This window comes from Kitasatospora sp. NPDC097643, from assembly GCF_040302625.1.
Lineage (GTDB): Bacteria > Actinomycetota > Actinomycetes > Streptomycetales > Streptomycetaceae > Kitasatospora.
In genome coordinates, this window is record NZ_JBEOSA010000051.1 from 16,269 (window position 1) to 40,284 (window position 24,016).

At 73.8% G+C, this 24,016-nt stretch carries 21 protein-coding genes; 7 read left to right on the forward strand and 14 right to left on the reverse strand.

Annotated features, from left to right (window positions below; all coding sequences use genetic code 11):
• The 3 genes from ABTY15_RS27610 to ABTY15_RS27620 all read left to right on the forward strand — a co-directional run bounded on the left by ABTY15_RS27610 (position 1) and on the right by ABTY15_RS27620 (position 4,891).
• Positions 1-2,697 carry a discoidin domain-containing protein gene (locus tag ABTY15_RS27610; RefSeq protein WP_350601081.1) on the forward strand — a complete coding sequence of 899 codons (2,697 nt, stop codon included), beginning with the start codon at positions 1-3 and terminating at the stop codon, positions 2,695-2,697.
• A gap of 108 nt (positions 2,698-2,805) precedes the next feature.
• Complete coding sequence (locus tag ABTY15_RS27615; protein WP_350601083.1) at positions 2,806-3,537, forward strand: FadR/GntR family transcriptional regulator; 732 nt, start codon at positions 2,806-2,808, stop codon at positions 3,535-3,537.
• Positions 3,538-3,601: 64 nt separating this feature from the next.
• On the forward strand, positions 3,602-4,891 hold the full coding sequence (locus ABTY15_RS27620; protein ID WP_350601086.1) for a CynX/NimT family MFS transporter: 1,290 nt from the start codon (positions 3,602-3,604) through the stop codon (positions 4,889-4,891).
• Between the two features lie 35 nt (positions 4,892-4,926).
• Here ABTY15_RS27620 and ABTY15_RS27625 read toward each other — a convergent pair whose 3' ends face one another.
• From ABTY15_RS27625 to ABTY15_RS27665, 9 genes are all read right to left on the reverse strand, one after another.
• Entirely contained in the window at positions 4,927-5,640 is a 714-nt protein-coding gene (locus tag ABTY15_RS27625; protein WP_350601089.1) for an ABC transporter permease, read from the reverse strand.
• 64 nt (positions 5,641-5,704) lie between these two features.
• Positions 5,705-6,622, reverse strand: a complete 918-nt coding sequence (locus ABTY15_RS27630) for an ABC transporter ATP-binding protein (protein WP_350601093.1) — start codon at positions 6,620-6,622, stop codon at positions 5,705-5,707.
• Between the two features lie 27 nt (positions 6,623-6,649).
• Complete coding sequence (locus tag ABTY15_RS27635) at positions 6,650-7,552, reverse strand: ABC transporter permease (RefSeq protein ID WP_350601095.1); 903 nt, start codon at positions 7,550-7,552, stop codon at positions 6,650-6,652.
• Positions 7,536-8,627: an ABC transporter ATP-binding protein gene (locus tag ABTY15_RS27640; RefSeq protein ID WP_502893604.1), complete on the reverse strand. Its 1,092-nt coding sequence runs from the start codon at positions 8,625-8,627 to the stop codon at positions 7,536-7,538. Before ABTY15_RS27640 ends, ABTY15_RS27635 begins: the two co-directional genes overlap by 17 nt.
• A gap of 202 nt (positions 8,628-8,829) precedes the next feature.
• Complete coding sequence (locus ABTY15_RS27645; RefSeq protein ID WP_350601101.1) at positions 8,830-9,441, reverse strand: hypothetical protein; 612 nt, start codon at positions 9,439-9,441, stop codon at positions 8,830-8,832.
• A 105-nt stretch (positions 9,442-9,546) separates the two neighbouring features.
• A complete protein-coding gene (locus ABTY15_RS27650; protein ID WP_350601206.1) occupies positions 9,547-9,978 on the reverse strand; it encodes a hypothetical protein in 432 nt (143 codons plus the stop codon).
• An 82-nt stretch (positions 9,979-10,060) separates the two neighbouring features.
• On the reverse strand, positions 10,061-10,459 hold the full coding sequence (locus ABTY15_RS27655) for a roadblock/LC7 domain-containing protein (RefSeq protein WP_350601104.1): 399 nt from the start codon (positions 10,457-10,459) through the stop codon (positions 10,061-10,063).
• Between the two features lie 106 nt (positions 10,460-10,565).
• Positions 10,566-11,492, reverse strand: a complete 927-nt coding sequence (locus tag ABTY15_RS27660) for a MarR family transcriptional regulator (protein WP_350601106.1) — start codon at positions 11,490-11,492, stop codon at positions 10,566-10,568.
• Positions 11,493-11,699: 207 nt separating this feature from the next.
• Entirely contained in the window at positions 11,700-12,092 is a 393-nt protein-coding gene (locus tag ABTY15_RS27665) for a DUF4267 domain-containing protein (RefSeq protein WP_350601108.1), read from the reverse strand.
• A 150-nt stretch (positions 12,093-12,242) separates the two neighbouring features.
• Between ABTY15_RS27665 and ABTY15_RS27670 the strand changes: the two genes are divergently transcribed.
• Entirely contained in the window at positions 12,243-15,581 is a 3,339-nt protein-coding gene (locus ABTY15_RS27670; RefSeq protein ID WP_350601111.1) for an ATP-binding protein, read from the forward strand.
• Between the two features lie 112 nt (positions 15,582-15,693).
• Here the strand turns inward: ABTY15_RS27670 and ABTY15_RS27675 are convergent, their stop codons facing one another.
• The 4 genes from ABTY15_RS27675 to ABTY15_RS27690 form a co-directional block, all read right to left on the reverse strand.
• The gene (locus ABTY15_RS27675; RefSeq protein WP_350601113.1) at positions 15,694-18,309 is read right to left on the reverse strand and encodes an RICIN domain-containing protein; all 2,616 of its coding nucleotides are present in this window, start codon (positions 18,307-18,309) and stop codon (positions 15,694-15,696) included.
• 214 nt (positions 18,310-18,523) lie between these two features.
• A complete protein-coding gene (locus tag ABTY15_RS27680) occupies positions 18,524-19,213 on the reverse strand; it encodes a hypothetical protein (protein ID WP_350601116.1) in 690 nt (229 codons plus the stop codon).
• 94 nt (positions 19,214-19,307) lie between these two features.
• Positions 19,308-20,165 carry a hypothetical protein gene (locus ABTY15_RS27685; protein WP_350601119.1) on the reverse strand — a complete coding sequence of 286 codons (858 nt, stop codon included), beginning with the start codon at positions 20,163-20,165 and terminating at the stop codon, positions 19,308-19,310.
• The gene (locus ABTY15_RS27690; RefSeq protein WP_350601122.1) at positions 20,162-20,707 is read right to left on the reverse strand and encodes an RNA polymerase sigma factor; all 546 of its coding nucleotides are present in this window, start codon (positions 20,705-20,707) and stop codon (positions 20,162-20,164) included. The genes ABTY15_RS27685 and ABTY15_RS27690 overlap by 4 nt, the downstream gene beginning before the upstream one ends.
• A gap of 87 nt (positions 20,708-20,794) precedes the next feature.
• Between ABTY15_RS27690 and ABTY15_RS27695 the strand changes: the two genes are divergently transcribed.
• Entirely contained in the window at positions 20,795-21,718 is a 924-nt protein-coding gene (locus tag ABTY15_RS27695; protein WP_350601125.1) for a serine/threonine-protein kinase, read from the forward strand.
• A 135-nt stretch (positions 21,719-21,853) separates the two neighbouring features.
• Positions 21,854-22,741, forward strand: coding sequence for an LLM class flavin-dependent oxidoreductase (locus ABTY15_RS27700; protein WP_350601128.1), 888 nt, complete (start codon positions 21,854-21,856; stop codon positions 22,739-22,741).
• Between the two features lie 4 nt (positions 22,742-22,745).
• On the opposite strand, the gene ABTY15_RS27705 is transcribed toward ABTY15_RS27700, so the two are convergent.
• Positions 22,746-22,967: a hypothetical protein gene (locus ABTY15_RS27705; RefSeq protein WP_350601134.1), complete on the reverse strand. Its 222-nt coding sequence runs from the start codon at positions 22,965-22,967 to the stop codon at positions 22,746-22,748.
• Between the two features lie 186 nt (positions 22,968-23,153).
• Between ABTY15_RS27705 and ABTY15_RS27710 the strand changes: the two genes are divergently transcribed.
• Positions 23,154-23,999: an HAD family hydrolase gene (locus ABTY15_RS27710; RefSeq protein WP_502893605.1), complete on the forward strand. Its 846-nt coding sequence runs from the start codon at positions 23,154-23,156 to the stop codon at positions 23,997-23,999.
• Positions 24,000-24,016 lie beyond the last annotated feature (17 nt).

Genomic DNA, 24,016 nt, shown 5'->3' on the forward strand with positions numbered 1-24,016 from the left:
GTGCCGCACTCCCCCGAGCCCACCGGGCAGCGGGTGCTCATCCGGATCCTGGTCGTGCTGCTGTTCCCGGTCTGGGCACCGGCGCTGCTCCTGTGCCAGCTGCTCACCGGCGTCCTCGCGCTGCTGGCGTTCCCCGCCGAACTGGTCCTGCTGACCCTGTACCAGCTCGTCGGCCTGCTCTGGCTCCCCGTCACCGACCGGCCCGAGCTCGGCGCCGACCCCGCGTACCTGGCGCACTTCCGCCGTGGGCTCTGGGACGACCTCGGCCGGGAGTGGCGCTGGTTCCGCGCCGAGCAGACCGAACACCGGCGGGCCTTCCTGCTCCGGCTCGACCACTGGTTCCGCGGCGGCCGGCGCGCCAACTGGTGCGCGCTCGGCTACCCGGTCGCGTTCCTGATGCTCCGGCTCACCGTGCCGTTCGCCGTCCTGCTGCGGGCCGTCGCCCTGCTCGCCCACCTCCCGGCCGTCCTGCTGCTCTGGGCCGGGTGGCAGCTCGCCCGGATCGCGGTGGTCGTCGCCGACCGGGCCCACCAGCTGCTCCCGCGGGGCTCCACCCGCTGCCCGCACCCCGGTTGCGAGCAGCTGGTCCGCCGGCCCGTGCACCGCTGCCCGGCCTGCGGCCAGGAGCACCGCGACCTGCGCTCCGGCCGCTACGGACTGATCCGCCGGGCCTGCCGCTGCGGCGCCCGGCTGCCCGCCTCGCCGCTCTTCGGCGCCCACCGGCTCGACGCCCACTGCCCGCACTGCACCCGCCGACTGCCCCGCCGCTGGGCCCGCAACCGGATCCGCACCGTGGTCATCGCCGGCGGCCCGAGCGCCGACCGGAGCGCCGTCCAGGCCCTGGCCCTCGACCAGCTCGACGACCTCGCCGCCGCATCGGGCGGCCACTTCCGCACCGACGAACCCGCCGGCCGGACCGCCGAACTCACCGGGCTGCGCGGCCGCGCCACCCTGCTCGCCGTGCTCGCCCCCAAGGGCGACGTCTACACCGACCAGGACCGGATCGACCACGCGGGCCTGCTCGACCACGCGGACGGGGTCGTCCTCGTCCTCGACCCGCTGGCGATCGAGGACGTCCGGCGCGCCGGCGGCGGCCCCGCCCGGCCGCTCGGCGAGGACTCCCCGGACACCCTCGGCCGGGTGCTGCTCAAACTCAAGGAGCCGGCCCGCCGCCGCACCCGCCGCATCGTCCTGCTCCTCGACCGCCCCGAACGGCTGCCCGCCGAGCTCGCCCCGCTCGGCACCGCCCCCGACCAGATCAGCGACTGGCTGGGCCACTACGCGAGCAACCTGCACTCCCTGCTCGGGCAGAGCGGCGCCCGGGTGCGGTACGGCGCCGTGGGCGGTGCGGGCGAGCCGGACGATCCCCGTCCGCTCGCCCGCCTGCTGCTCTGGGCCGGCGGCCGCCCCGCCGAACGCCGCCGGCTGCCCCGCCCGCCGGTGCACCGCCCCAGCGCCTCCACCCGGCTCTCCCGCCGGCTGCACCGCGCCCACCGGGCAGCCGGCGCCAAGTCCTCGCCCCGGCTGGACCTGCTCACCGACGTCGGCCTCGACTACCCCACCCGCCGCCCCGACGGCTGGATCCCGGCCGGCCGCCGCCACGGCAACCCGGTCTCCCTGCGCGCCAGCCGCGCCCTGCTGTCCGCCGCCCTGGCCGCGGTGCTGGTGCTCCCGGTGTTCACCCCGCTGCCGTCGTTCGACCCGGGTGGGATCTGGACGGCGATCGACCGGCAGTTCCACCGGCTGGACAAGTCCACCCGGGAGATCGACGCCGCCGACGCCACCCGCGCCCTCTCCTGGAACCCGCACGCCTCGGCTGGCTACGTGTACACGCCGCACAACGAGGTGGCGCTCGAACCCGACCTGGTCCTGGTCGAGCCGGCCTCTCTGAAGGAAGCCGAGCGTTACTGGACCACCTTCGCCAGCAGCGCCCACGAGAACTGGCTGGCCGTCGACCTCGGCGGGCCGGTCCCGGTCACCCGGGTGACGGTCGAGTTCGCCTGGGGGGAGCTGAGCCCGGCCTTCGTCCCGGTGAACTCGCCGGGGTACTTCAAGGCGACCATCAGGCCCCCGGCGGCCTACCGGCTGGACTACCGGCTCGGCGCCGACTGGAAGCCGCTGGCCCAGAGCGCCCCGTCGGGCCGGGACGTCCGGCTCCCCACCCCGGTCACCACCGACGCCGTCCGGGTGGTGCTCCCCGGCAACCCCGACCAGCAGAACGCCTACGGCATCAAGCGCGTCCGGGTCTGGACGGCCGACTCGACGGCGCTGAGCCTCGCCCCCGACGGCACCGTGTCGGACACCGCCCCGGCGCCCGTCCGGCTCCGGATCAAGAACACCTTCGCCCACGACCTGTCGATCCAGGTGGCCGAGCCCCAGCTGCCGCCCGGCTGGACGCTCCAGACCCCGGCCAAGCCGTCGCCGCCGCCGACCACGATCGGCGGCGGCGACGGGCTGACCCTCGACTGGCTGGTCGCCCCGCCCGGCCGTCCCACCACGGGATCGCCCGGCCCGATCGACTTCTCGGTCCGGATCACCGACGACGGCCGCACGGCGACGGCCTACTGCCGGGCCGTCCTGGACCCGGATCGCGAGCACAGCGCGGTCTACCACCTGCTCCCGACCGCCTGCGGCTCCAAGACCCGGACCCCCGTCCCCGACAAGACCGAGGGCTTCACGCCGACGCCCGCTCCGTAACCCTCTCCGGCGGCGACGCGCCGCCGGGGGCCGGTTGTAGGATGACCGGGCAAGTAGTTGTAGGATGACCGACGACCGGCGAGGACGACCAGCGGAGGGAGGACCGGCATGACCAGCGACGGCAGCAGCCTCCAGGCGGCCGGGCGGCGCTCCCTGGTGGACACCGCGATCGACCAGCTGCGGGAGCAGTTGGCGGCCGGGGCCTGGCCGGTGGGGTCGAAGATCCCGACCGAGCACGAGCTCGCCGAGCGGCTCCAGGTGGGCCGGAACACCGTCCGGGAGGCGATCCGGGTGCTGGTGCACGCCGGCATGCTGGTCTCCCGGCAGGGCGAGGGCACCTTCGTCCGCAGCACCAGCGACCCGGCCGCCGTCCTGCGGGGCGTGCAGCGCTCGGGCGTCCGGGACGTCCTGGAGGTCCGCGCGGCGCTGGAGGCCGAGGGCGCCCGGCTGGCCGCGCTGCGGCACACCCCCGAGGACATCGCCCGGATGCGGGCCGCGCTGGCCCGCGAGGCCGAGGTGATCGCGGCGCACCCCGAGCGGACCGGCCGCGAGGCCACCGTCGAGCACGACCTGGAGTTCCACACCGCCGTCGTCGAGGCCGCGCACAACCCGGCGCTCGCCGAGGTGTACCGCTACTTCGGCGCCTCGGTGCGCGAGTCGATGCGGACGGCCTTCGGCGACCACGACATGCCCGAGGTGGTCGTGGCCACCCACGCGGCGCTGGTCGACGCGATCGAGAGCGGCGACCCGGACCGCGCCGAGACGGCGTGTCGTGAGCTGCTCGCCGGGCCGACCGCGGCCGTCGAGCAGCTCCTCGCGGCCATCGCGGCCCGGAAGTAGGACGGCGCAGGCCCCGCTTCCGCCCGTCCGCGCCCTCCTCGATTCACGAAAGAACCGCACACCCATGGCCGTCACCCGTGCCCACCAGCCGGTTGTCACCTCCTCCTCCGCGTCCGCCACCTCCCCGCTGCCGCTCCGGACCCGGCTGGCCCACCCGGCCCTGCTGCTGGCCGGCATCCTGCTGGTCGCCCTGAACATGCGCGCCTGCCTGGCGGCGGTGTCGCCGATGGTCGGCGAGATCCAGCGGGCCTTCGGCCTCTCGGCGACGGCCAGCGGGCTGATCACCACCGTGCCGGTGCTGTTCCAGGGCGTCGGCGCGCCGCTCACCCCCCGGCTGACCCGGCGGTTCGGCACCGAGCGGGTGGTGCTGGGCGCGGTGCTGCTGCTGGGCGCGGGCGTGCTGCTGCGGGTGCTGCCCTCGGTGGCGGCGCTGTACGCGGGGTGCGTGTGGATCGGCGTGGCCATCGCCGTCCTGAACGTCTCGATGCCGGGTCTGGTGAAGCGCGAGTTCCCGGACCGCGCGGCCGTGATGACCGGCGTCTACTCGACCACCATGCTGGTCGGCGCGACCATGGCGGCCGGGCTGTCGGTGCCGCTGGAGCACGCCCTCGGCGGCGGCTGGCAGGCCTCGCTGGGCGCCTGGTCGGTGCTGGCCCTGGTGGCGGGCGTGGCCTGGCTGCCGCAGGTGCTGCGGGCCCGGCAGGAGCGGTCGGCCACCAAGCCCGTCGCGGGCCGGTCTGGCGCGTCCCACCCGCTTGCCGGCGCGTCCCTCGAGAAGCCGATCGAGGGGATCTGGCGCTCGCCGCTGGCCTGGCAGATCAGCCTCTTCATGGGCATCTCGTCGCTGCTGGTCTACATCCTGGTCGCCTGGATGCCGACGATCCTGGCCGAGCACGGCATGGACCGCGGCGAGGCCGGTCTGGTCTTCGCGTTCTCCAACCTGCTCCAGGTGACCGGGGCGTTCCTGGTGCCGTTGCTGGCCGGCCGGATGACCCGGCAGCGCGGTCTGGCGGTGGTGATGGCCGGGCTGAACGGGCTGGGCATCGCCCTGCTGCTGGTGGCGCCGGTGTCCGGTGCCTGGGTGTCGGCGGCGATCCTGGGCGTCGCCCAGGGCGGTTCGCTGGGCCTGGGCCTGGCGTTCATCGTGCTGCGCACCGGCAGCGCGGCCGGCGCCGCCCAGCTGGGCGGGATGTCGCAGGCGATCGGCTACCTGGTGGCCGCGGCCGGCCCGGTCGGCGCGGGTGCGCTGCACCAGCTGACCGGCGGCTGGACGACCACGCTGGCGCTGATGCTGGTGCTGGTCGTGGTGGTCGGCGCGGCCGGCTGGGGCGCGGGCCGCAACCGGACGCTCTGACCCGCCGGTTCACTCCTCCGCTGCGAGGGGCGGCTTCACTCCTCCGCTGCGAGGGTCAGCCCGGCCAGCTTGACCGAGGCGAGCACGGCGGCCGCGACGGTGACCGTCAGCAGCAGCGTGGCGGCCACCCCGACGGAGACCTCGGCGCTCAGGTCCGCGCCGGAGACCGTCTCGGCCACCGCCCGGCCCCACTGCTGGATGCTCAGCGTCCGGGCACCCGAGACGTAGTTGCCGATCAGCGCCTCCCAGATCAGTGCGTACCCGAGCCCGGCCACCACCGCGTGCCGGGTGACCACGCCGAGCAGCAGGAACAGCGCGCTGTACGCGGCCCCGGAGGCCAGCGCGGCCACCGTGTAGCCGAGCGCGATGCCGTCCTCGCGGCCGATCAGCAGCAGGCCGCAGAGCAGTGTCGGGATGCCGGCGAGCACCCAGGTGGTGCCGATCGCGACGGCCAGCTTGGTGGTGACGATCCGCCAGCGGGGCAGCGGCTTGGCCAGCAGGTAGACGATCGAGCCGTCGTCGATCTCGGTGGCGATCACGCCGGTGCCGACCACCAGGCCGAGGATCGGCACCAGGGTGCCGAGGTCCAGCTGGCCGAGGATCCTGGTGGCCAGGGTGTGCTCGCTCCCCTCGGTCCCGCTCGCGATGGCCGAGACCAGCAGCAGGAGGGCGGGGACCACCAGCAGCAGGATGCCGCGGCGGCGGCCCAGCAGGCCGCGCAGGGTCAGCCTGGCGACGGTCGGGTTCATGGTCGGTCGGCCCTTTCCTGGGTCCGGTGGGGGAGTTCGACGGCGGAGGCGCCGGCGGCCGGTCTCACGCGGAGACCAGGTACGAGAAGACGCTCTCCAGCGACTCGTCGGCCGGGGAGACGGTGTACAGCCGGATGCCGGCGTCCCGGGCGACCCGGGGCAGCAGGGTGGTGAAGCCCTGGAAGTTCACCGCCTGGATCCGCAGCGCCTGCTCCCGGGCGTCCAGCTCGATGCCGCTGGTGGAGCCGTCGGCGATCAGCGCGGCGGCCAGCCGGCGGTCGTCGCTGGAACGGACCAGGTAGCGGTGCGGGCGGTCGGTCATCAGCCGGCGGATCCGGCGGAAGTCGCCGGAGGCGGCGTGCCGGCCGGCCACCATGACCTCGATGTGCCGGGCGAGCTGCTCGACCTCCTCCAGGATGTGGGAGGAGAACAGCACCGTCCGGCCGTCCGCGCCGAACCGGCGCAGCAGCTCCATCAGCTGGATCCGCTGGCGCGGGTCCATGCCGTTGAACGGCTCGTCGAGCAGCAGCACGGCCGGGTCGTGGACCAGCGCGGAGGCCATCTTGACCCGCTGCTTCATGCCCTTGGAGTAGGTGCCGGTGCGGCGGTCCTTGGCGTACGCCATCTCGACCAGGTCCAGCGCGCGCCTGGCGGCGGCGCCGGGGTGGGGGAGTCCGTGCAGTTCGGCGTTGGCGAGCACGAACTCCCAGCCGGTCAGGTAGTCGTACATCGACTCCCGCTCGGGGACCAGTCCGATCTGCCGGTACACCTCCTGGTTGCGCCAGATCTGCGCGCCGTCCAGGGTGACCGCCCCGCTGGAGGGCGCGAGGAAGCCGCTCATCATGTGGATGAGCGTCGACTTGCCGGCGCCGTTCGGGCCGAGCAGGCCGGTGATGCCCGGGCCGATCGTCATGCTGATGTCGTTGACGGCGACCACGTTCCCGAACCAACGGGAGACCTTGTCGATGGTGATGGTGGCCATGACGCCTCTCTCGGATTCTGCGGTTGATCAGACGCGGCTGTAGCGGCGCAGCAGCAGCCGGTACGAACCGGCCACCAGGAACACGGCGACGAGCGCGAAGACCGTCACCCCGAGCCCGCCGGGCGCGTGCCGCCGGTCCAGGCCGTACCCGAGGTCGAACACCTCGTTGGCCAGCGCCTCGACCAGGCCGTTGGGCGAGATCAGCGCCGCCCACTGCGCGGAGTCGGAGCCGCCGGGCGCACCGGCCTGGCTGATGCCGACCAGCACGCCGGCCACCGCGGTGCTGACCGTCAGGTAGCCCATGATCGCGGCCACCCCGAAGCCCCGGCGCGGGGTGGCCGCCGCGATCGCCAGCGCCACCGAGCCCGGCACCAGGGCGTACAGCGCGGCCGTGGCCAGGCCCTGGAGGAACTGCTGGGTGTTGTCCCCGAAGTCCATCCCGCCGAGCAGCGCACCGACGTACAGCACCAGCAACGGGGCCGCCATCAGCAGCAGTTGGGCGCAGACCATGGCCGCGAACTTGGCCCGGACGTAGTCGGTGCGGGTGATCGGGCGGGAGAAGTAGAGCGGCACGGTGTGGTACCGCAGGTCCCGGGAGAGCAGCACCGGCGCCTGGGAGGCGAGGAAGATCGAGATCACCAGGTTGAGCGAGGCCAGGTAGCCCGGGTACTCGACCGGCAGCTCGGGGCGCTGCGTGGTGAGCGCCAGCGCCACGATGATCACCGCGGGCACGGTCACCACACCGAGCACCAGCATCGGCAGCACCTTGGACTTGCCGGAGCGGCCGAGGCCGTACGCGGCGCGCAGGCTCTGGGTGAACAGCGAGCGGGTGGCGTAGCCGCGGCCGAGCCGGGGGCCGGAGTAGCCGCGGTAGCCGATGTCGTGGATGACGCCGGTGTCGGCGGGCCTGGTCTCAGGAGGCAGCGACATCGTCCGGCCCTCCCCTCTCGTCGGTGGGACGGTCGGTGTCCGCGGCATCGGTTCCGCCGCCGGAGCCGTCGCCGGAGTCATCACCGGAGGCGTCGCCGGAGCCGTCGCCGGTGAAGAGCTCGGCGACGCGGTGGCGGCGCTGCTCCAGCCGGACCAGGCCGAGGCCGAGGTCGGCGACGGTGTCGCGGATGACGTCGTACGTGTCGTCGCCGGCCAGCCGGACCAGGAGCAGGTGCGAGCCCTCCTGCTGGACGGACAGGCCGGCGGCGGCCAGCCGTTCGCGGACGGCGGCGCCCGGCGCCGGCAGGCGGTCGCCGGCCTCCTCCGGAAGGTCGGTGACCTCGACCGCGAGGACGGCCGTCGCCCCGGTGAAGGAGGCGGTGGAGGAGGACCGGAGCAGCTTGCCACCGTCGATCACCACCAGGTGGTCGCAGGTGCGCTCCAGCTCGCCCAGCAGGTGGGTGGTGACCAGCACCGAGATGCCGAAGTCGCTGTGCACCCGGCGGATCAGCGCCAGCATCTCGTCGCGGCCGACCGGGTCGAGGCCGTTGGTGGGCTCGTCCAGCAGCACCAGCCGGGGGTCGTGCACCAGCGCCTGGGCGAGCTTGACCCGCTGCTTCATGCCGGTCGAGTACCCGCCCATCGGCCGGTACCGCTCCTCGTACAGCCCGACGTGCCGCAGGATGTCGGCGGTGCGTTCGCGGGCGGCGGTGGCGGGCAGCCCCGCCATCCGGGCCATGTGCACCACGAACTCGGTGGCGGACACGTCCGGCGGCAGGCAGTCGTGCTCGGGCATGTAGCCGACCCGTTCGCGGATCTGCGGGCCCTGGGTGGCGATGTCCAGGCCGAGGACCTGGCCGCTGCCGGAGGTCGCCGGGGCGAGTCCGAGCAGGATCTTGATGAGCGTGGACTTGCCCGCCCCGTTGGCTCCGACCAGGCCGACGACCCCGGGCTGCACCTCGACGGTGAGCTGGTCGAGGGCGGTGACCCGGGGGAACCTCTTGGTGAGGCCGTCCGTCGTGATGACAGCAGTGGACACGCGCTCAACGTAATGGCCCTGCGGGAAAAGGACCATGAGCTGGAATGACGAGCCCTGGTGATCCTCCGGGATGACGTCCGGGCCGTTCTCCCCTAGGGGATCCGTCAGGCCGGCGCCGCCAACGCGATCAACCACCGCACTCCGGCCCGATGCACGCCGAACGGAGCACGTCGCGATCGAACCGCGGCGGGCGGACCGGCGTCGCCGCCGATCCGCCCGTACCGTCCGTACCGGTCCGTCAGGAGTGCGCGCGCTCCCACAGCTCGGTGACCTTGCCGGAGGCGTCGATCGCCACCTTGTAGTCGCCCGCCGAGCAGGGGTAGGAGCCCTTCTCGTTGTGCGGCGAGGCCAGGCACTCGTTGATGTGCTTGACCAGGTCGGCCAGGTTGACGTCCTTCGGCGGGGCCAGCACGGAGCTCAGGTGCCCCTTGGCGGTGGGCGCGAACTGCGCGGTCTTGTCGGCGCCGACCGGCTCGAAGCCGACGTCGTTCACCCCGCAGACGTCCTTGGTGTCCTTGTAGACCAGCGCGGTCGTGCTGGTGCCCTTCCCCGGATAGATCCACTTCTGGCCGGCCGGCATCGGTCCGTGCGAGCAGAAGCCCTCCGGTTCGTCGGTGGCGCCGCCCGACGGCTTCCCGGTCGGGTTCGGCTTGCCGGTCGGGGCGGCCGTCCCGGTGCCGGCCGGCGCACCCGTCGGGGCGGCGGTGGCGGCCGTCGGGGCGGCCGTGGCGGCCGTGGTCGAACCGCCGCCGCCCGCCTGGTCCGACGAGTTGTCCGGCCCGCACGCGGCGAGCCCGAGCGCGGCGGTGGCGACCAGGGCGGTGGCGAGCAGCCTCTTGGAATGCGACATGACGAATGAACCCCCGTGTAACGCATGATCAGACTGACGGTGCGGCGCACAGACTAGCGCCTCGCCCCGTCACCCCACGCCTTCCGGCAGGCCACCGCCCGGCCGTCACACCCGCCCGTGGTCCTTCAGCACCCGCCTGGCCTGGGCGAAGAGCATGCCCACGTTCACCGTCTTGCGGCAGACGACCACGGCGACCACCTCGTCATTGCTGTCGACCCGCAGGAAGAGGTGGGCCAGGTTGTCGCTGTTGACGAGGATCTCCTGGAAGTAGTGCCGGTCGCTCACGACCCCGCGCCGCTCCTTGAAGATGCCCTCGATCATCACCACGTTGCGGCCCTGGAACAGGTCGAGCGTGGCCGCCGCGAGCATGTCGAGGACCTCCGGCGGGTGCGAGTCGACGGTCTCCACCGACAGCAGCATGCCGGTCGACATATCGATGACCCCGGCGGCCACACAGTCCGGGACCTCGTCGCGCAGGCCTTTGACCAGGCTCACGATCCGATCGGTCATGCTCCGGGAGTCCCGGGCTTCCGCCATGCTCATGCTTCTCCTTCGTCCTCTTGTCCTGTGGTCCTGTTTGTCCTGTGGTCCTGTCGTGGTGACGGGGCCGGGGGCGCGGTCAGCCGGCCGGCTCCGCCGGGCCCCCGGCGGTGAGCAGGTCCCCGATCCGGTCCGCGGACACCTGCGCCTCGATGTGGAGCCGTTTCACGTCCAGCCCGGCGTCCCCGAGCACTCCGATCAGCGCCATCTCGCCGATCGCCTGGGCGACCAGGAAGCCGTCGGTGAACCGCGCCACGGTGTGGTGGAGCAGGCCCTTGCTCGCGATGGTGCCCGCGCGGCGCGCGATGCTGAGGGTCGCCGCGGTGAGCGCGGCGAGGCCCTCCGCGCTCTCGGTCTCGCCGCTGTCGGCCGTGATCAGCAGACCGTCGGCGGACGCCACCACGACGTCGGTGATGCCGACGACCCGCTCCCGTAGCACCCGCATCTCGGCAGCCAGCCGGTCGTCCCTGTCAGCCACGGTTCTCCTGTCACTTTCACGTTCACGTTCGGGTTCGCGCTCGACCTCGGTCGAGCCGCCTTGCTCGCAGCCGCGCCCAGCGACGCCGGACGCCCGGTGGGAGGCCTCATCCCTGCTCGTCGGCCGCCCCGTACCTCCGCAGCAGCGCCGGCGGCGGCTGCCAGCGGGCGGACACCGGCCGCAGCGGGAGGACGTCGTTGATCCCGCTCGCCCCCGGGAGGCGGTGCGGCAGCCGGGGGGCCTGCGCGGCGCCCGGCGGCCGCTCAGCGGTCGGACCCGGATCGCTCCCCAGGGCTGACGCGGGCGGATTGCCGAGTGCGGGCACCGTCTCGATCAGGCCCTCGTTCAGCATCCGCGAGACCTCCACCGTGACGGCGTAGAGGCTGCGCCCGAGCAGGAAGGCGATGTCCCGCGCACTGCGCCGGCAGTCGGCCCGGCGCAGGATCTCCCGCCGCTCGCCGGCGGTGCAGCCGCTCAGCCAGGCGGCGCCGGCGTTCGTCCGGGTCAGCCGGTCGTGGAAGGGGGAGATCGACAATCCCGAGGAATTGAGTGCGGTGATGCGCCGTTCGGTCTCCCGGAGCAGCCATTCCGGTTCGATTCCCTCCGGTGCGGCCAGGCCGCGGTCACCGGGATCGTGATCGAGGGTGAGTCCGTCGATCCGGCCCATTCCCACGGCCAGCGCCCCGTCCAGGGCCGCCATCACGCAGATCAGCTGCAATTCCGCGGCACCGATGAGTTCCCGGGAAACCAGCTCGACGCCGATGGCGCCGTCGGCCGCCGCGGCCCGGACCACCGAGGCCCAGTCGGCCTCGCTGACCCGGCCCGAGCGCAGCAGCAGGGTGTCGACACCGGGGGCGCCGGGGGAGGTGACCTCCACGATGGCCCCGCTCCGGAGATGGAAGGAGCCGCCCGGATCCCCGGCCACGAGCAGGCTGCCGGACAGCAGGTCGTGGGAGCTGCCCGCCAGTATTCGGGCGAAGTCCAGTCTCGTGCCGCCCGACCACGCGGTCGCCGGTAGAGCAAGTTCTGACATGCCTCTGCAATCAGCCGCATTCCGCCAGGGAAATCCACCGCCGGTATCGATCGAATGTCCGGCACCGGAAATCGCACTGTAGTCGAGCCGTCCGAATCATTAATCGAGACGGCGCGAATTGTTTGCACGACCGGCGAAAACTGGCGATCGGTTGCACAATCGGATCGACTTCCCATCGAAGTTGTTCGAGTCGGTGCACGGCCCTGCTCAGGCGGCGGCCGGGGCGGGGCGTTCGCGCAGCAGGAGCACGGCGTTCAGCGCGACCACCGCGGCGGCGAGGCCGTGGACGCCGAACGCGGTGGCGGTCGACCCGTGGTTGCCCAGGACCGTCAGCATGTCCGTGACGGGCGCGGCGGTGAGCCCCAGCAGCACCCAGCCGAGGGCCTTGCGGTGGCCGGTCAGCAGGAGCCCGAAGACGCCCAGGCAGATCCCGATGTCCCGCCCGCCCTTGACGGTGAGGAAGCCGGTGCCCTCGTGCTCGGGCCAGCTCGGCAGGCCGAACCCGGACGCGGCCGTCTGCGGGTCCAGCAGGTAGAGGAGGCCGATGTACAGCAGGAACAGGCCGCTCAGGACGGAGAGGACGGTGGTGAAGCGCTTCATGACGTTTGCTGCCTTTCGGAGGGGGTCCGGGGAGAAGGGGCCGCCGTGAGGGTGGCGGCGTGTCCGTGCGAGAAGCCTCGCCGGGGGCTCCTGGAGGGCATTTGGAAGCGACTTGGAAAGACGCCCGGGCCGTCTACGCTGTGCCTGGTGATGGTCTCCATACGCGTGCTCGGCTCCTTCGCGGCCGAGTGGAACGGCGGGCCCGTCCCGCTCGGCGGCCGGCGGCAGCGCGCGGTCCTGGCCCGGCTGGCGGTGGCACGCGGCGCGGTCGTCTCGGTCGACCGGATGGTCGAGGAGATCTGGCAGGGCGCCCCGCCCGCACGGGCGGTGACGTCGCTTCAGGCGTACGTGTCGAACCTGCGCCGGCTGCTGGAGCCCGGCCGGGCACCGCGCACCCCGGCCACCCTGCTGGTCAGCGCACCGCCCGGGTACGCGCTGCGCCTGCCCGACGGGGCCGTCGACGCCTGGCGGTTCGAGCGGCTGCTGCGCGAGGCGCGCGAAGTCCCGGAGCGGCAGCCGGAGACCGTGCGGCGCCTACTCGGCGAGGCACTGTCGCTGTGGCAGGGCTCGGCGTACGCCGAGTTCGTCGACGAGTCCTGGGCCCGTGCCGAGATCGCCCGGCTGGACGAGCTGCGGCTGCTCGCACGCGAGCTGAACGTGGTCGCCGGACTGCGGTCGGCGGATGCCGCCGTGACCGTTCCCGAGGCCGAACTGCTCACGCTCGACGAGCCGTTGCGGGAGGAGGGCTGGCGGCTGCACGCGCTGGCGCTGTGGGCGGCGGGCCGGCAGGCCGACGCGCTGGCGACGCTGCGCCGGGCCCGCGCCGTCCTGGCGGCCGAGGTCGGTCTCGACCCGGGGCCCGCGCTGAACGACCTCGAAGCGGCCATCCTGGGCGGTCGCACCGCGGTACTGCTGGCCGCGACGGAGGCTCCGCAGCACCGGCCGTCGACCCCGCCCGAAGGCCGGCACCTCCCGGCACCACCGCACCGACCCACCACCGACCCGCGCCCGTTCGTCGGCCGCGAGGCCGAACTCGCCCGGCTGGTGGCGGCCGCCGGTCGGGCGGCCGCCGCGGGGCCCGAGGTCGCACTGGTCACCGGCGAGGCGGGCCTGGGGAAGTCCGAGCTGCTGGAGCGGCTCGGCGACCGGCTCCGTGCCGACGGCTGGCTGGTCGCGGTCGGCCAGGCCACCGACGACGAGGGCGCGCCGCCCGCCTGGCCCTGGGTGGAGGCACTGCGGACGATCGCCGCCGCCGCACCGCCCCCGGCCGGGTCCGCCGAGGTCCTGGCCCCGCTGCTCTCCGACCGCGCATCCGGCCACGGCCCCGACGAGGACGTGGCCGCCGGCCGGTTCCGGCTGAACCGCGCGGTGTCGCAGTGGCTCGCGGCGGTAGCCGGCGAGCGGCCGCTGGCCGTGCTGCTGGACGACCTGCACTGGGCCGACGCCGAGACGCTCGCCCTGCTGACCGGTCTGACCGACCTGCCCCCGGGGACACCCGTCCTGGTCGTGGCCGCCTACCGTCCGAACGAGATCGAGGGCCCGCTCACGGAGCAACTCGCCGTGCTCGCCGGGAGGTCACCGCTGCGGCTGCCGCTGCCGGGGCTGCCCACCTCGGCCGTCGCCGAGGTGATCAGGGCGGCGGGTACCGGGCCGGTGGACGCCGGGACGGTCGCCGCGCTCGCCGAACGCACCGGCGGAAACCCCTTCTACGTCTGGGAGAGCGCCCGACTGCTCGGCAGCGAAGGTGCATTGGTGGCCCTGTCCGAGGTGCCGGAGGGGGTCCGGGACGTGGTGCGCCGCCGGCTCGGGCGCCTCCCCGAGACGGTGGTGGCGGTGCTGCGGCTGGCCGCGGTCGTCGGTCGTGAGGCGGACGTCGAGCTGCTGATCGGCGCCGCGGACACCGACGAGGACGCAGTCCTGGGCGCACTGGACGCCGGCCTGGTCGCCGGGCTGCTGACCGAACCCGCCCCGGGCCGCGTCCGGTTCACCCACGCCCTGGTGCGCGACACCCTGCTCGCCGACCTCGGCGGTCTGCGGGCCAGGCGCATGCACGGACGGATCGCGGCCGGCCTGGAGGCGCTCGGGTCGAGCGACGTGTCCGCGCTGGCCCACCACTTCGCGCGGGCGGCGGCGTCGGCGACGGCCGCCAAGGGCGTCCGCTACGGGCTGCGCGCGGCCGACCTGGCGATCAGCCGCTACGCCCACGACGCGGCGGCCGAGCTGCTCGCCGCGGCACTGGACTGCTTCGACCGCACCCCGGCCGCCCCCGCGGAGGACCGGGAGGCGGAACGCGTCGACCTGCTGGGCAGGTTGCTGCGCGCCCAGCTGCGGGCCGGGGCGGTCATGGCCGCCCGCGCGACCCGGCAGCGGGCGATCAACTGCGCGGTCGGCACCGGCCGGAGCGAGCTGGTGACCCGCGCGCTCACCGCGTGGTCCGAGCCCACCCCGTGGCAGACCCGGCCGTACGGCGCGGTCGACGAGCCCGTCGTCGCGCTGCTCGGCCGGACGCTGGACCTGCCTGACCTGGCACCCGCCGCCCGGTGCGGGCTGCTGCTCGCCTACTGCGCCGAACTGTCCGACGTCCATGACCCGCGGGTGCGGACCGCCGCCGGGGAGGCCGTCGAGCTCGCAACGGCCCTGGGGGACCCGGGCCTTCGCGCGCGGGCGCTCGCGGCGCTGCTCCGCGAGCTCGGCCCCGAGCACGAGGGGCGCGAACTGGCGCAGCGCAGCGAGGAGCTCGTCCGGCTCGCCACCGAGCACGACCTGCCCGCCTTCCGCTGGTTCGGCCTGCTCTCCCTGGCGACCGCCGCCGCTGCCGAAGGCGATGCCGCCGGCGCGTACGGCCACATCGACACCTGCATGGAACTGGCCCGGGCGTACCGCATGCCGGGGCCCATCGTGGTCGGTCAGACCGCACTGGCGACCCGGGCGCTGATCGAAGGACGCGGCGAGGACGCCGAGGAGCTGTACGCCGAAGCCACCGCGGGAATGGCCAGGCAGGGCTCCCCGCACGCCGACGGCTTCCTGCGGATCGCGACGGCGACGATCCGGGCCGCCCAGGGCAGGCTCGGGGAGTTCGTCCCGCAGGCCCGGCGGCTGGCCGAGGAGTACGGGACGGCGGACGTGCTCGCGGCGGCCCTGTGCGCCGCCGGGCAACAGGACGAGGCCCGCGCCGTCCTGACCCGGGTCCGCCCGCTGCGCACGGACTACCTCCTCACGGTCCTCGCGACCTTCCGCGCGACGGCCGCGGTGGCGCTCGGCGAGAAGGAGCGGGCCGAGGAGCTGTACCGCACCCTGCTCCCCCACCGCGACGCACCGCCGCCCGCCGCGGGCTTCACCCTGGCGATCCGCCCGGTCGCCCACACGCTCGGCGAACTCGCCCGTCTGCTCGGCCGCGAGGCCGAGGCCGCCGCGCACTTCGCGCACGCGGCCACCGTCGCCGAACGGTGGGGCACCGCCCTGGGGCGCGGCGGGAGCGGCCCGGAATGACGGTGGGCGGGGAGGTGGCCCGTGGAGCTGCGGCAGCTCACGTACGTCCCTCAACCACGGCGGGGCCGCAGGCAGTTGCGCCTGCGGCCCCGCTCGGGTACCGGGATCGTGATCAGGAAGGGTCGCCGTACTGGAGACCGCGTCCGTTGGTGCCGATGTACACCCGGCCGTAGGTGTCGGGGTCACCGGTGATGATGCGCGAGCCGGCGAAGTTGCCCCACTGGTGGGCGTCGTCGTTGATCCGAACCCAGCTCGCGCCCTGGTCGGTGGAGCGGAAGACGCCGGCGACGCCCTTGACGGTGCCGATCAGGTACAGCGCCTGGTACGAGGTGCCCGGGGCGGCCTTGCCGAAGCCGACGGCGGAGGCGGACTCCACCGAGGACAGCTTGCTGAAGCTGCGGCCGCCGTCGGTGGAGTGCAGCAGACCCGTGCCGTCGCCGGCGAGCCACAGGTCACCCGCGATGCCGGGGACGGCGCTGAGCTTGCCGCCCGGCAGGTTGCCGGAGCGGGCGGTGAAGTTCGCGCCGCCGTCGGTGCTGGCGTAGAGCGTGCCGTTGCTCAGCGAGTAGAAGGTGTTGGCCGAGGACCGGTCGGCGACGACCACGGCATCGTTGCCGAGGCCGTTGACCCTCGACCAGCTCGCGCCCCGGTCGGTGGAGCGGTACGGGGCCTGGCCGGCCTCGGCCCAGACGAAGCTGGAGCCGTCCGCCGCGATCGCGATGTGGCCGCTGTCCGCGCTGGGCACCGGCTCGCCCTTGAAGCCGTTCCAGGTGTGGCCGCCGTCGGTGGAGAGGGCGCCGTCCTGCTTGCCGCCCCGGCCGACCCGGACCACCAGCGAGGGGTTGGACTGGGCGAAGTCGACGGAGGTGCTGTTGTAGATCTCCGGGTTGGTCAGCCGCCCGGTGGGCTCCTTCGTCAGGTCGTCGTACACGAAGCCGCCCTGGTCGCCCAGCGAGGTGATGAGGGCGGCGGCGCCGGGCGGGGAGACCGCGTCGTAGTACGCCGTCTCCTCCAGCCCGCGGGCTCCGATGAACCAGTGGCTGGTGCCGCCGTTGTCGGTCGCGTTGGCGTCCTTGCTGGCCCAGATGCCGTTGCCGGTGCCGTACATCACGTGCCCGGAGTCGAACGGGTCGATGCTCAGCGCGGTCATCCAGTGCCCGATGCCGGTGCCGAGGTACGGGGCGATGGAGGCGTCCCGCACGGACCTGTCGGACTGGGTCTTCCAGGTCGCACCGCCGTCGGTGCTGCGGTAGACCTCGTCCTGCGGCCACCAGCGGTCCAGCGTGGCGACCATCACCGTGGACGGCTTCTGCGGGTCGACGGCCAGACCGCCGAAGCCGTAGTTGCCCTGCGACGGCGAGATGTTCTTCCACGCCCCGCCGGTGTACTTCCACACCGAACCACCCGACACGTTGTTCGGGCCGGTGTTGTTGGAGTACGACACGTACAGCGAGCCGTCACCGGAGAGCACGCCGTGCTGCGGCACCTGGCCGGTGGGCTGCCCGGAGACCGCCTGCCACGAGTTGCCGCCGTCGGTGGACCGGTACAGGTTGGTGGACCTGTCGGCGACGCCGACGTAGATCGTGTTACTGCCGGCCGGGCCGTACGTCACGTAGGAGATGCCGGTGCCGAAGCTCGCGCCGTCCTTGACCGGGAACGAGGAGACCTGGTTCCAGGTCTTACCCGCGTCGGTGCTGCGCCACAGGCCGTTCTTGCGGGTGCCCAGCAGCAGGTTGTCGTGGTTCGCGGGGTCGATCACCAGGCGCTCGCCCGCCCCGCGGGCGTCCTCGTTGCCGCCCAGCTTGAACGGCAGGTCGGTGCGCTGGAAGGTGCGGCCGCGGTCGGTGGAGCGCAGGATCGAACCGTTGCCGGCCCACTCGTTGGTGTAGGTGCCGGCCGCGAGGTAGAGCCGGTTCGGGTCGACCGGGTCGGTGGCCAGCGACTCGATGCCCAGCAGGTTCCAGTCCTTCTGGCCGACCCAGTCGGTCAGCGGGATCCACTGCTCGGCGCCGGTGTCCCAGCGGTACGCGCCGCCCATGTCGGTGCGCGCGTACAGCAGGCCCTTCTCCTTCTGGTTGAAGACCAGCCCGGTGACGTAACCGCCGCCCGCCACGGGGGCGTTCTGCCACACGTACGAGCCGTTCCCGGACGTCTGGGTGCCGCCCGACTTGACCAGCTTCCACTGCTGGTTGGCACCACCCCACCCGGGCCACTGGATGACCTGCGCGCCCTGGGCCGTGGAGCTTCCGGAGACGTCCAGGACCTGGCCGCTCCTGCGGGAGGTGAGGGTGACGGCGTCGGTACCGCTCACGCTGTCGACCTTCCACTGCTGGGAGGCGGCGGAACGGTCCGTCTGCTGCTCTGCGACGGCCGCCTGGGCGGTCGAGTCGCCCGCGATGCCCAGCACCTTGCCGCTGTTGCGGTTGACCAGCTCGTAGTAGCCGTCCCCGGTGGACCGCAGCTTCCACTGCTGGTTGGCGGTGTTCTGGTCGGTCCACTGCTGGATGCGGGTGCCGTCGGCGGTGGCGAAGGCGTTGACGTCCAGCACCTGGCCGCTGCGTACGGAGACCAGCCGGTAGTAGGCATCGCTGTCGACCGTCGCGGCCTGGGACTCCTCGTGGACGAAGAAGTACGACACGGCGGCGAGGGGCACACCGAGCAGCAGAGCGGTGGCGCCCACACGACGGCGGTGGCGCCCGCGTCGGCTGCCCTTCGGAGGAGTGCTCATGGGTAGACGTTCTCCTTGCGAACCGGTCACGGTAGAGGTGCGGATCCGGCCGGCGAAACCGGCCGGATCCACTCCCTTGTGGTCACCGGCTCCGCAAAGGTTGCCGCGCGCCGAAAAAACTTTCCGATCACCTCGGGTTCGGGTGGACCATGGCGCCCTCCTCGTTGTTCGGGGCCCGCTCCGCCCGGCGGTGCGGGCGGAGCGGGGCTGCCGCTCAGGAGGAGAGGCGGTTCAGTGCTGCGGTGGCGGTGCCTTCGACGGAGCCGGCCTGGCCGGTGACCTCGACGATGGCGACCTTGGTGCCGCTGCGCAGGACCGCGACCCCGCCGGCGGCGCCGCCGTCGCCGTTGTAGGCCGGGTACCAGCGGGCGGTGCCGCCGGTGACGGTCAGGGTGTGGGCCGCGCCGTAGTGCCAGTGGCCGGCGGGCTCGTCCTGGCAGTCCTGCACGAGCGCGACGAGCTGCTTCTCCCAGGTGTCGGCCGCGGTCCCGGTGGGGGCGCTCGCGGCCGACTCCCGCAGCATGCCGTGGTTGTCGAAGGTCCAGTTCACGGACGCGTACGCGCTGGCCTGGCCCTTGGTCAGGTCGCGCATGGTCTCCTCGCCGGAGCACGCGGACAGCGCGTCGCGTCCGGTCAGCTCGATGGTCGCGCCGACCGGGTTCATGCCCTTCGGGATGTCCTCGCTCTGGACGAGGTGGGCGGAGCCGAGTCCGGGCGCCGCGACCGCGACCGCGGCCGGGCGGGCGGCGACCGCGTTGCGCTGCGCGGCGTTGTGCGCGGCCCCGTCGGCGGTGGCCGACTGGGTGCCGACGACGCTGGCCGTGATCAGTGCGGCGGCGAAGCAGGCCGCGGCGGCGAGCCGGTTGCGGCGGACGGACTTCTGGACGGGCTGGTTCTCGGTCATCTGGTCCCCCTGCTGGTCGGGACGCCTGCTGCGTCCTCGTACAACCGGGGAGATGCCGCCGCTGGAGGGAAAGTTGGAGCCCTGACCGGCTGTTTCACAGCTGTGACAGAGCGGTCCTGACGACGCGGTCCATCGCGGCCGTGCCCAGGCAGGCGTGGACCTCCAGCACTCCGTAGTGGTTGCCGCTGCGCAGCACGGCGATGCCGCCGCAGGGCTCCTTGCCCTCGGGCGCTCTGCCGGTGGTGTTGAGCGATCCCTGGTAGTAGCCCATCCAGCTCGCGGTGACGTCCGGGGCGAGCTGCACCGTCGTGGTCCTTCCGTAGACCCAGTGCCCTGGCGTTTCCTCCTGGCAGGGCACTTCCTCCAGCAGCAGGCGCTCGCTGAAGTTCTGCGCCAGGGAAGGGCTCGGGGTCTCGGCGGCGACCTCGCGGGCGACCTGGCCGTCGCGGTCGGCGGCCACCGTCGGGTCGTCCGGGCTGGTGCGGGGGCCGGTCATCAGCCCGCGGAAGTGGGCACCGCGCCCGCCCAGGGTCTGACCGAGGGTCTTCTCGCCGGTGCAGGCCGCGTTGGCGTACGCCCCGTCGCCGTACCGGTCGGTGACGTGGATCTTCCCGCTGCCGAACTCCGGGCTGAACGCCGCGGGTTCCAGCAGGTTCGCGGTCGTCATCGGCCCGGTCGCACCGGTCGCACCGGTCGGCGAGGCGGAGCCGGAGGCCGAGGACGCGGGCGTCGGGACGGACCCGCCGGGCGTCGCGAGAGCGGACGCGCCCTGGGACGCCCCGCCGACCGCGGCATCCGACCGCGCTGCCGGGGGCGCGGTGGCGCCGGCGGGCGGTGGCAGGACGAACCGGCCGGTCGCCAGCCCGAGCGCGGCGGCTGCCACCAGGGCGGCGACGGCGGACCGGCGCCGGACGACGGTGCGACCGCCGCCCGCCGCGGGACCGCCGTTCACAGACCGGCGACCAGGCGCTCGCGCATGAAGCGGCGGGCCTGGTGGATACGGTCCTTGACCGTGCCCAACGGGGCGTCCAGTTGCTCGGCCACCTGGACGTAGGTCAGGTCGCCCAGGTCGCGCAGCACGAAGGACTCCACCAGGGCGGGGTGCTGCTGCTCCAGCGCGGCCAGCGCCTCCATCACGTCGAGCCGGGTCCCGGCGATGACGCTGGTGGTGCGCGGGTCGACGGACTCGGGCAGGTCGGCGTGGCTGTCCTCGGCGCGCCGGCGCATCGAGCGGTAGGTGGACCGGGCGGCGTTCGAGGCGATCACCGTCACCCAGCCCTGGAAGGAGCCGTGGCCGCCGTACGTGCCCAGGTGCGTGCTGATGGACAGCAGCGCGTCCTGCGCGGCCTCCTCCGCGTCGGAGTGGTGGGGCAGGAAGCGCGCGCAGCGGCGCAGCACCATCGGCCGCAGCTTGGCCAGCAGGTGCTCCATCGACCCCGGGTCCCCGGCCTGAGCCGCCGTCACGAGCCGTTCCAGCTCGGCTTCCTCGAACACCCGGTTCCCCCCGTTTCGTCCCGTCTGGCACCCCACCCGCCGACCGGGAGTTCCGCACTCCCCCCGGCTCCGGCAGAATGCTGCCACATGCGCAAGCTCGGCCGTTACCTCCTCCTGGAGCGGCTCGGAGCCGGCTCCTTCGCCACGGTCTGGAAGGCCTACGATCCGGAGCTCGACACCGAGGTCGCGGTGAAGGTGCTGGCCGAGAACTGGGCCGCCAACGCCGATGTGCGCGAGCGGTTCCTGGCGGAGGCGAGACTGCTGCGCCGGATCGCCAGCCCGCGGGTGGTCCGGGTGCACGACGTCGGGGTGCAGGAGGACCGGCCCTACTTCGTCATGGACTACGTACGCGGCGGCACCCTGGCGGACCGGGTCGGGCAGTGCGACCCGCAGGAGGCGCTGCGGCTGGCCGCGGAGTCGGCCTACGCGGTCCAGGTCCTGCACGAGGCGGGCGTGGTGCACCGCGACGTCAAGCCGTCCAACCTGCTGCTCGCCACCGGCCCCGCGCCGGCCGCGGTGCTGGTGGCGGATCTGGGCAGCGCGAAGCAGCTGGCCGACGCATCCGGGCTGACGGTGACCACGGGCACGCCCGCGTACATGGCGCCGGAACAGGCCTTCCAGACCGGCGGGTTCGACGGGAGGGCCGACGTCTACGCGCTGGCCGTCGTGGCCTACGAGCTGCTGACCGGGCAGAAGCCGTTCGGCCCGGGCGGACGCGCCACCGCCCTGATGACCGACCAGTCGACCGCCTCGACGCTGCCGACGCTCCCGGCCGGAGCGGAGCTCCCGCCGCACGTCGCTCTGCTGCTGCGGACCGCGATGTCCGTCGAGCCGGCGGACCGACCGCCGACCGCCCAGGCCTTCGCGGACGCGCTGCTGGCTCCGGTCCCGCAGTCCCAGCCCCCGGCACAGCCCCCGGCAGGCCCCGGGTGGCTGACCCCGCGCGCGGTCTGCCTGGCGTCGGGCGCGGTGTTCACGGCGACGACCCTGCTGGGCTGGCTACCGCGTTGAATCCGACGGGGAGCCGGTCCGCACCGGCGGTCGAGGTCACCGCCGACCAACTCGCCGACGCCCGCCCCACGGTCGCCGCCGGCGTCGTGCAGTCGGAGGGCGCTGACCACTGACGGCTCCCGTAGGGTCGGGGGCATGCGACTGAGCACCGTGATCCTCCCCATCCACCGGTGGAGCGAAGGGCAGAAGATCTGGCGGCGGGCCGAGGAGCTCGGCTTCCACGCCGCCTACACCTACGACCACCTCTCCTGGCGGTCGTTCCGGGACGAGCCGTGGTTCGGTTCGATCCCGACCCTGACGGCGGCCGCCACCGCCACCGAGCGGCTCCGGCTGGGCACCCTGGTGACCTCGCCGAACTTCCGGCACCCGGTGACGCTGGCGAAGGAGCTGATCACCCTGGACGACGTCTCCGGCGGGCGGGTGACGCTGGGCATCGGGGCCGGCGGGGTGGGCTTCGACGCGACGGCGCTGGGGCAGGAGGCGTGGTCACCGAAGGAGCGCGCGGACCGGTTCGGGGAGTTCCTGCCGCTGCTGGACGAGCTGCTGCGCGAGGACGCCACGACCCGCGAGGGCACGTACTACTCGGCCGTCGAGGCGCGGAACATCCCGGGCTGCGCGCAGGAGCCGCGGCTGCCGTTCTACGTCGCCGCGACCGGGCCGCGCGGGCTGAAGCTGGCGGCCGAGTACGGGCAGGGCTGGGTGACGTACGGGGACCCGCGCGGGCCGGCGGACGTGCCGGTGGAGCAGGCGCCCGAGGTGATCGCGAAGCAGATCGAGAAGCTCACGGCGGCCTGCGAGGCCCAGGGCCGGGACGTGGCGACGCTGGAGAAGGTGCTGCTCCAGGGCTCGACGGCGGAGCAGCCGCTGGCCTCGCTGGACGCCTTCGTGGACTGGGCCGGCACGTACCAGGAGCTGGGGATCACCGAGCTGGTGATCCACTGGCCGGTGCCGGACTCGGTCTTCGAGAACGACCTCGACGTCTTCGAGAGGATCGCCACCGAGGGCCTGGCGCAGCTGCGCTAGGAACTCACGGGTGCGGGCGGGTGCGCTGGGCCGGGAGACGGGGCGCGGCGCCGCCCGCCTGCTCCGGGGCGCGGCGGGCGATCTCGGCGAGGGTGTCGAGGAGGACGTCGCCGAGCAGGACGGGCTCCCGCGGGGCGGCCCGAGGCGCATCGGGGGAGGGAGAGGTCGCGGAGGCGGCGGGCGGGGCGGTCGGGAGCGGCTCGTCTCGGAGCTGGCGAGTGGGCATGGCTCTTCCTGCCGACGGGGTGGCCGGGGACAGTCCTGCCCGTCCGCTGCACGCGGAACACCCCGGCCGGGCCCGAATCGGCCGGAAACGGCGCCTCGGGGGCCGAAACCGGCGGCCGTCGACACCCACCGGGAGCCCACCTGGAGCCCACCGGGCGCCCACCGCACCGGTGACCGGGCCGCACCCATGGGCGAAGATGGACCGGTGACCCGAGCCCGCACCGCCCCCCGCCTCATCGCCACCGACCTGGACGGCACCCTGCTCTGCGCCGGCGGCACCGTCACCGCACGCACCGCCGCGGCCCTCGCGGCGGCGGAGGCGGCCGGGGTGCAGGTGGTGTTCGTGACCGGGCGGCCGCCGCGCTGGATGCAGCAGGTCAGCGCGCACATCGGCGGCCACGGGGTGGCGATCTGCTCGAACGGCGGCGCGGTCGTGGACGTCCGGCGCGGGGAGCTGCTGGAGTCGTTCCCGCTGGCGGCGGACACCGCGCTGGCGGTGGTCGAGGCGCTGCGGGCCAAGCTGCCCGGGACGGCGTTCGCCTTCGAGTACCCGGCCGGGTTCGCCCGCGAGCCCGGGTACGAGGTGCCGATGTGGGGCGAGGACGTGGACCATCCGATCGGCCCGGCGGAGGAGCTGCTGGGGGCCGGCGGGCCGGTGCGCGGCCTGTTCAAGCTGCTGGCCAAGCATCCCGACCTCGACCCGGACAAGCTGCTCTCGCAGGCCCGGGAGGCGGCCGGGCAGCTGGCCGAGATCACCCGCTCGGCGCCGATCCCGCTGCTGGAGATCAGCGCGCCCGGCGTCACCAAGGCCAGCACGCTGGCCCGCTGGTGCGCCGGGCACGGGATCGACCGGAGCCAGGTGGTGGCCTTCGGCGACATGCCGAACGACCTGGAGATGCTGGCCTGGGCCGGCACCGCCTACGCCGTCGCCAACGCGCACCCGCAGGTGCTGGCGGCGGTGCCGCTGCACACCGTGAGCAACGAGCAGGACGGCGTCGCGGCGGTGCTCGAAGAGCTCCTGCAACTCTCCTAGCCGAAGCGCCCGTTGAC

Coding starts and splice junctions, on each gene's coding strand:
- ABTY15_RS27615 (WP_350601083.1), top strand. CDS start 2,806: ATGACCAGCGACGGCAGCAGCCTCCAGGCGGCCGGGCGGCGCTCCCTG.
- ABTY15_RS27705 (WP_350601134.1), bottom strand. CDS start 22,967: ATGCCCACTCGCCAGCTCCGAGACGAGCCGCTCCCGACCGCCCCGCCC.
- ABTY15_RS27700 (WP_350601128.1), top strand. CDS start 21,854: ATGCGACTGAGCACCGTGATCCTCCCCATCCACCGGTGGAGCGAAGGG.
- ABTY15_RS27645 (WP_350601101.1), bottom strand. CDS start 9,441: ATGTCGCATTCCAAGAGGCTGCTCGCCACCGCCCTGGTCGCCACCGCC.
- ABTY15_RS27650 (WP_350601206.1), bottom strand. CDS start 9,978: ATGGCGGAAGCCCGGGACTCCCGGAGCATGACCGATCGGATCGTGAGC.
- ABTY15_RS27695 (WP_350601125.1), top strand. CDS start 20,795: ATGCGCAAGCTCGGCCGTTACCTCCTCCTGGAGCGGCTCGGAGCCGGC.
- ABTY15_RS27665 (WP_350601108.1), bottom strand. CDS start 12,092: ATGAAGCGCTTCACCACCGTCCTCTCCGTCCTGAGCGGCCTGTTCCTG.
- ABTY15_RS27710 (WP_502893605.1), top strand. CDS start 23,154: ATGGGCGAAGATGGACCGGTGACCCGAGCCCGCACCGCCCCCCGCCTC.
- ABTY15_RS27660 (WP_350601106.1), bottom strand. CDS start 11,492: ATGTCAGAACTTGCTCTACCGGCGACCGCGTGGTCGGGCGGCACGAGA.
- ABTY15_RS27675 (WP_350601113.1), bottom strand. CDS start 18,309: ATGAGCACTCCTCCGAAGGGCAGCCGACGCGGGCGCCACCGCCGTCGT.
- ABTY15_RS27630 (WP_350601093.1), bottom strand. CDS start 6,622: ATGGCCACCATCACCATCGACAAGGTCTCCCGTTGGTTCGGGAACGTG.
- ABTY15_RS27620 (WP_350601086.1), top strand. CDS start 3,602: ATGGCCGTCACCCGTGCCCACCAGCCGGTTGTCACCTCCTCCTCCGCG.
- ABTY15_RS27680 (WP_350601116.1), bottom strand. CDS start 19,213: ATGACCGAGAACCAGCCCGTCCAGAAGTCCGTCCGCCGCAACCGGCTC.
- ABTY15_RS27635 (WP_350601095.1), bottom strand. CDS start 7,552: ATGTCGCTGCCTCCTGAGACCAGGCCCGCCGACACCGGCGTCATCCAC.
- ABTY15_RS27625 (WP_350601089.1), bottom strand. CDS start 5,640: ATGAACCCGACCGTCGCCAGGCTGACCCTGCGCGGCCTGCTGGGCCGC.
- ABTY15_RS27670 (WP_350601111.1), top strand. CDS start 12,243: ATGGTCTCCATACGCGTGCTCGGCTCCTTCGCGGCCGAGTGGAACGGC.
- ABTY15_RS27640 (WP_502893604.1), bottom strand. CDS start 8,627: ATGGTCCTTTTCCCGCAGGGCCATTACGTTGAGCGCGTGTCCACTGCT.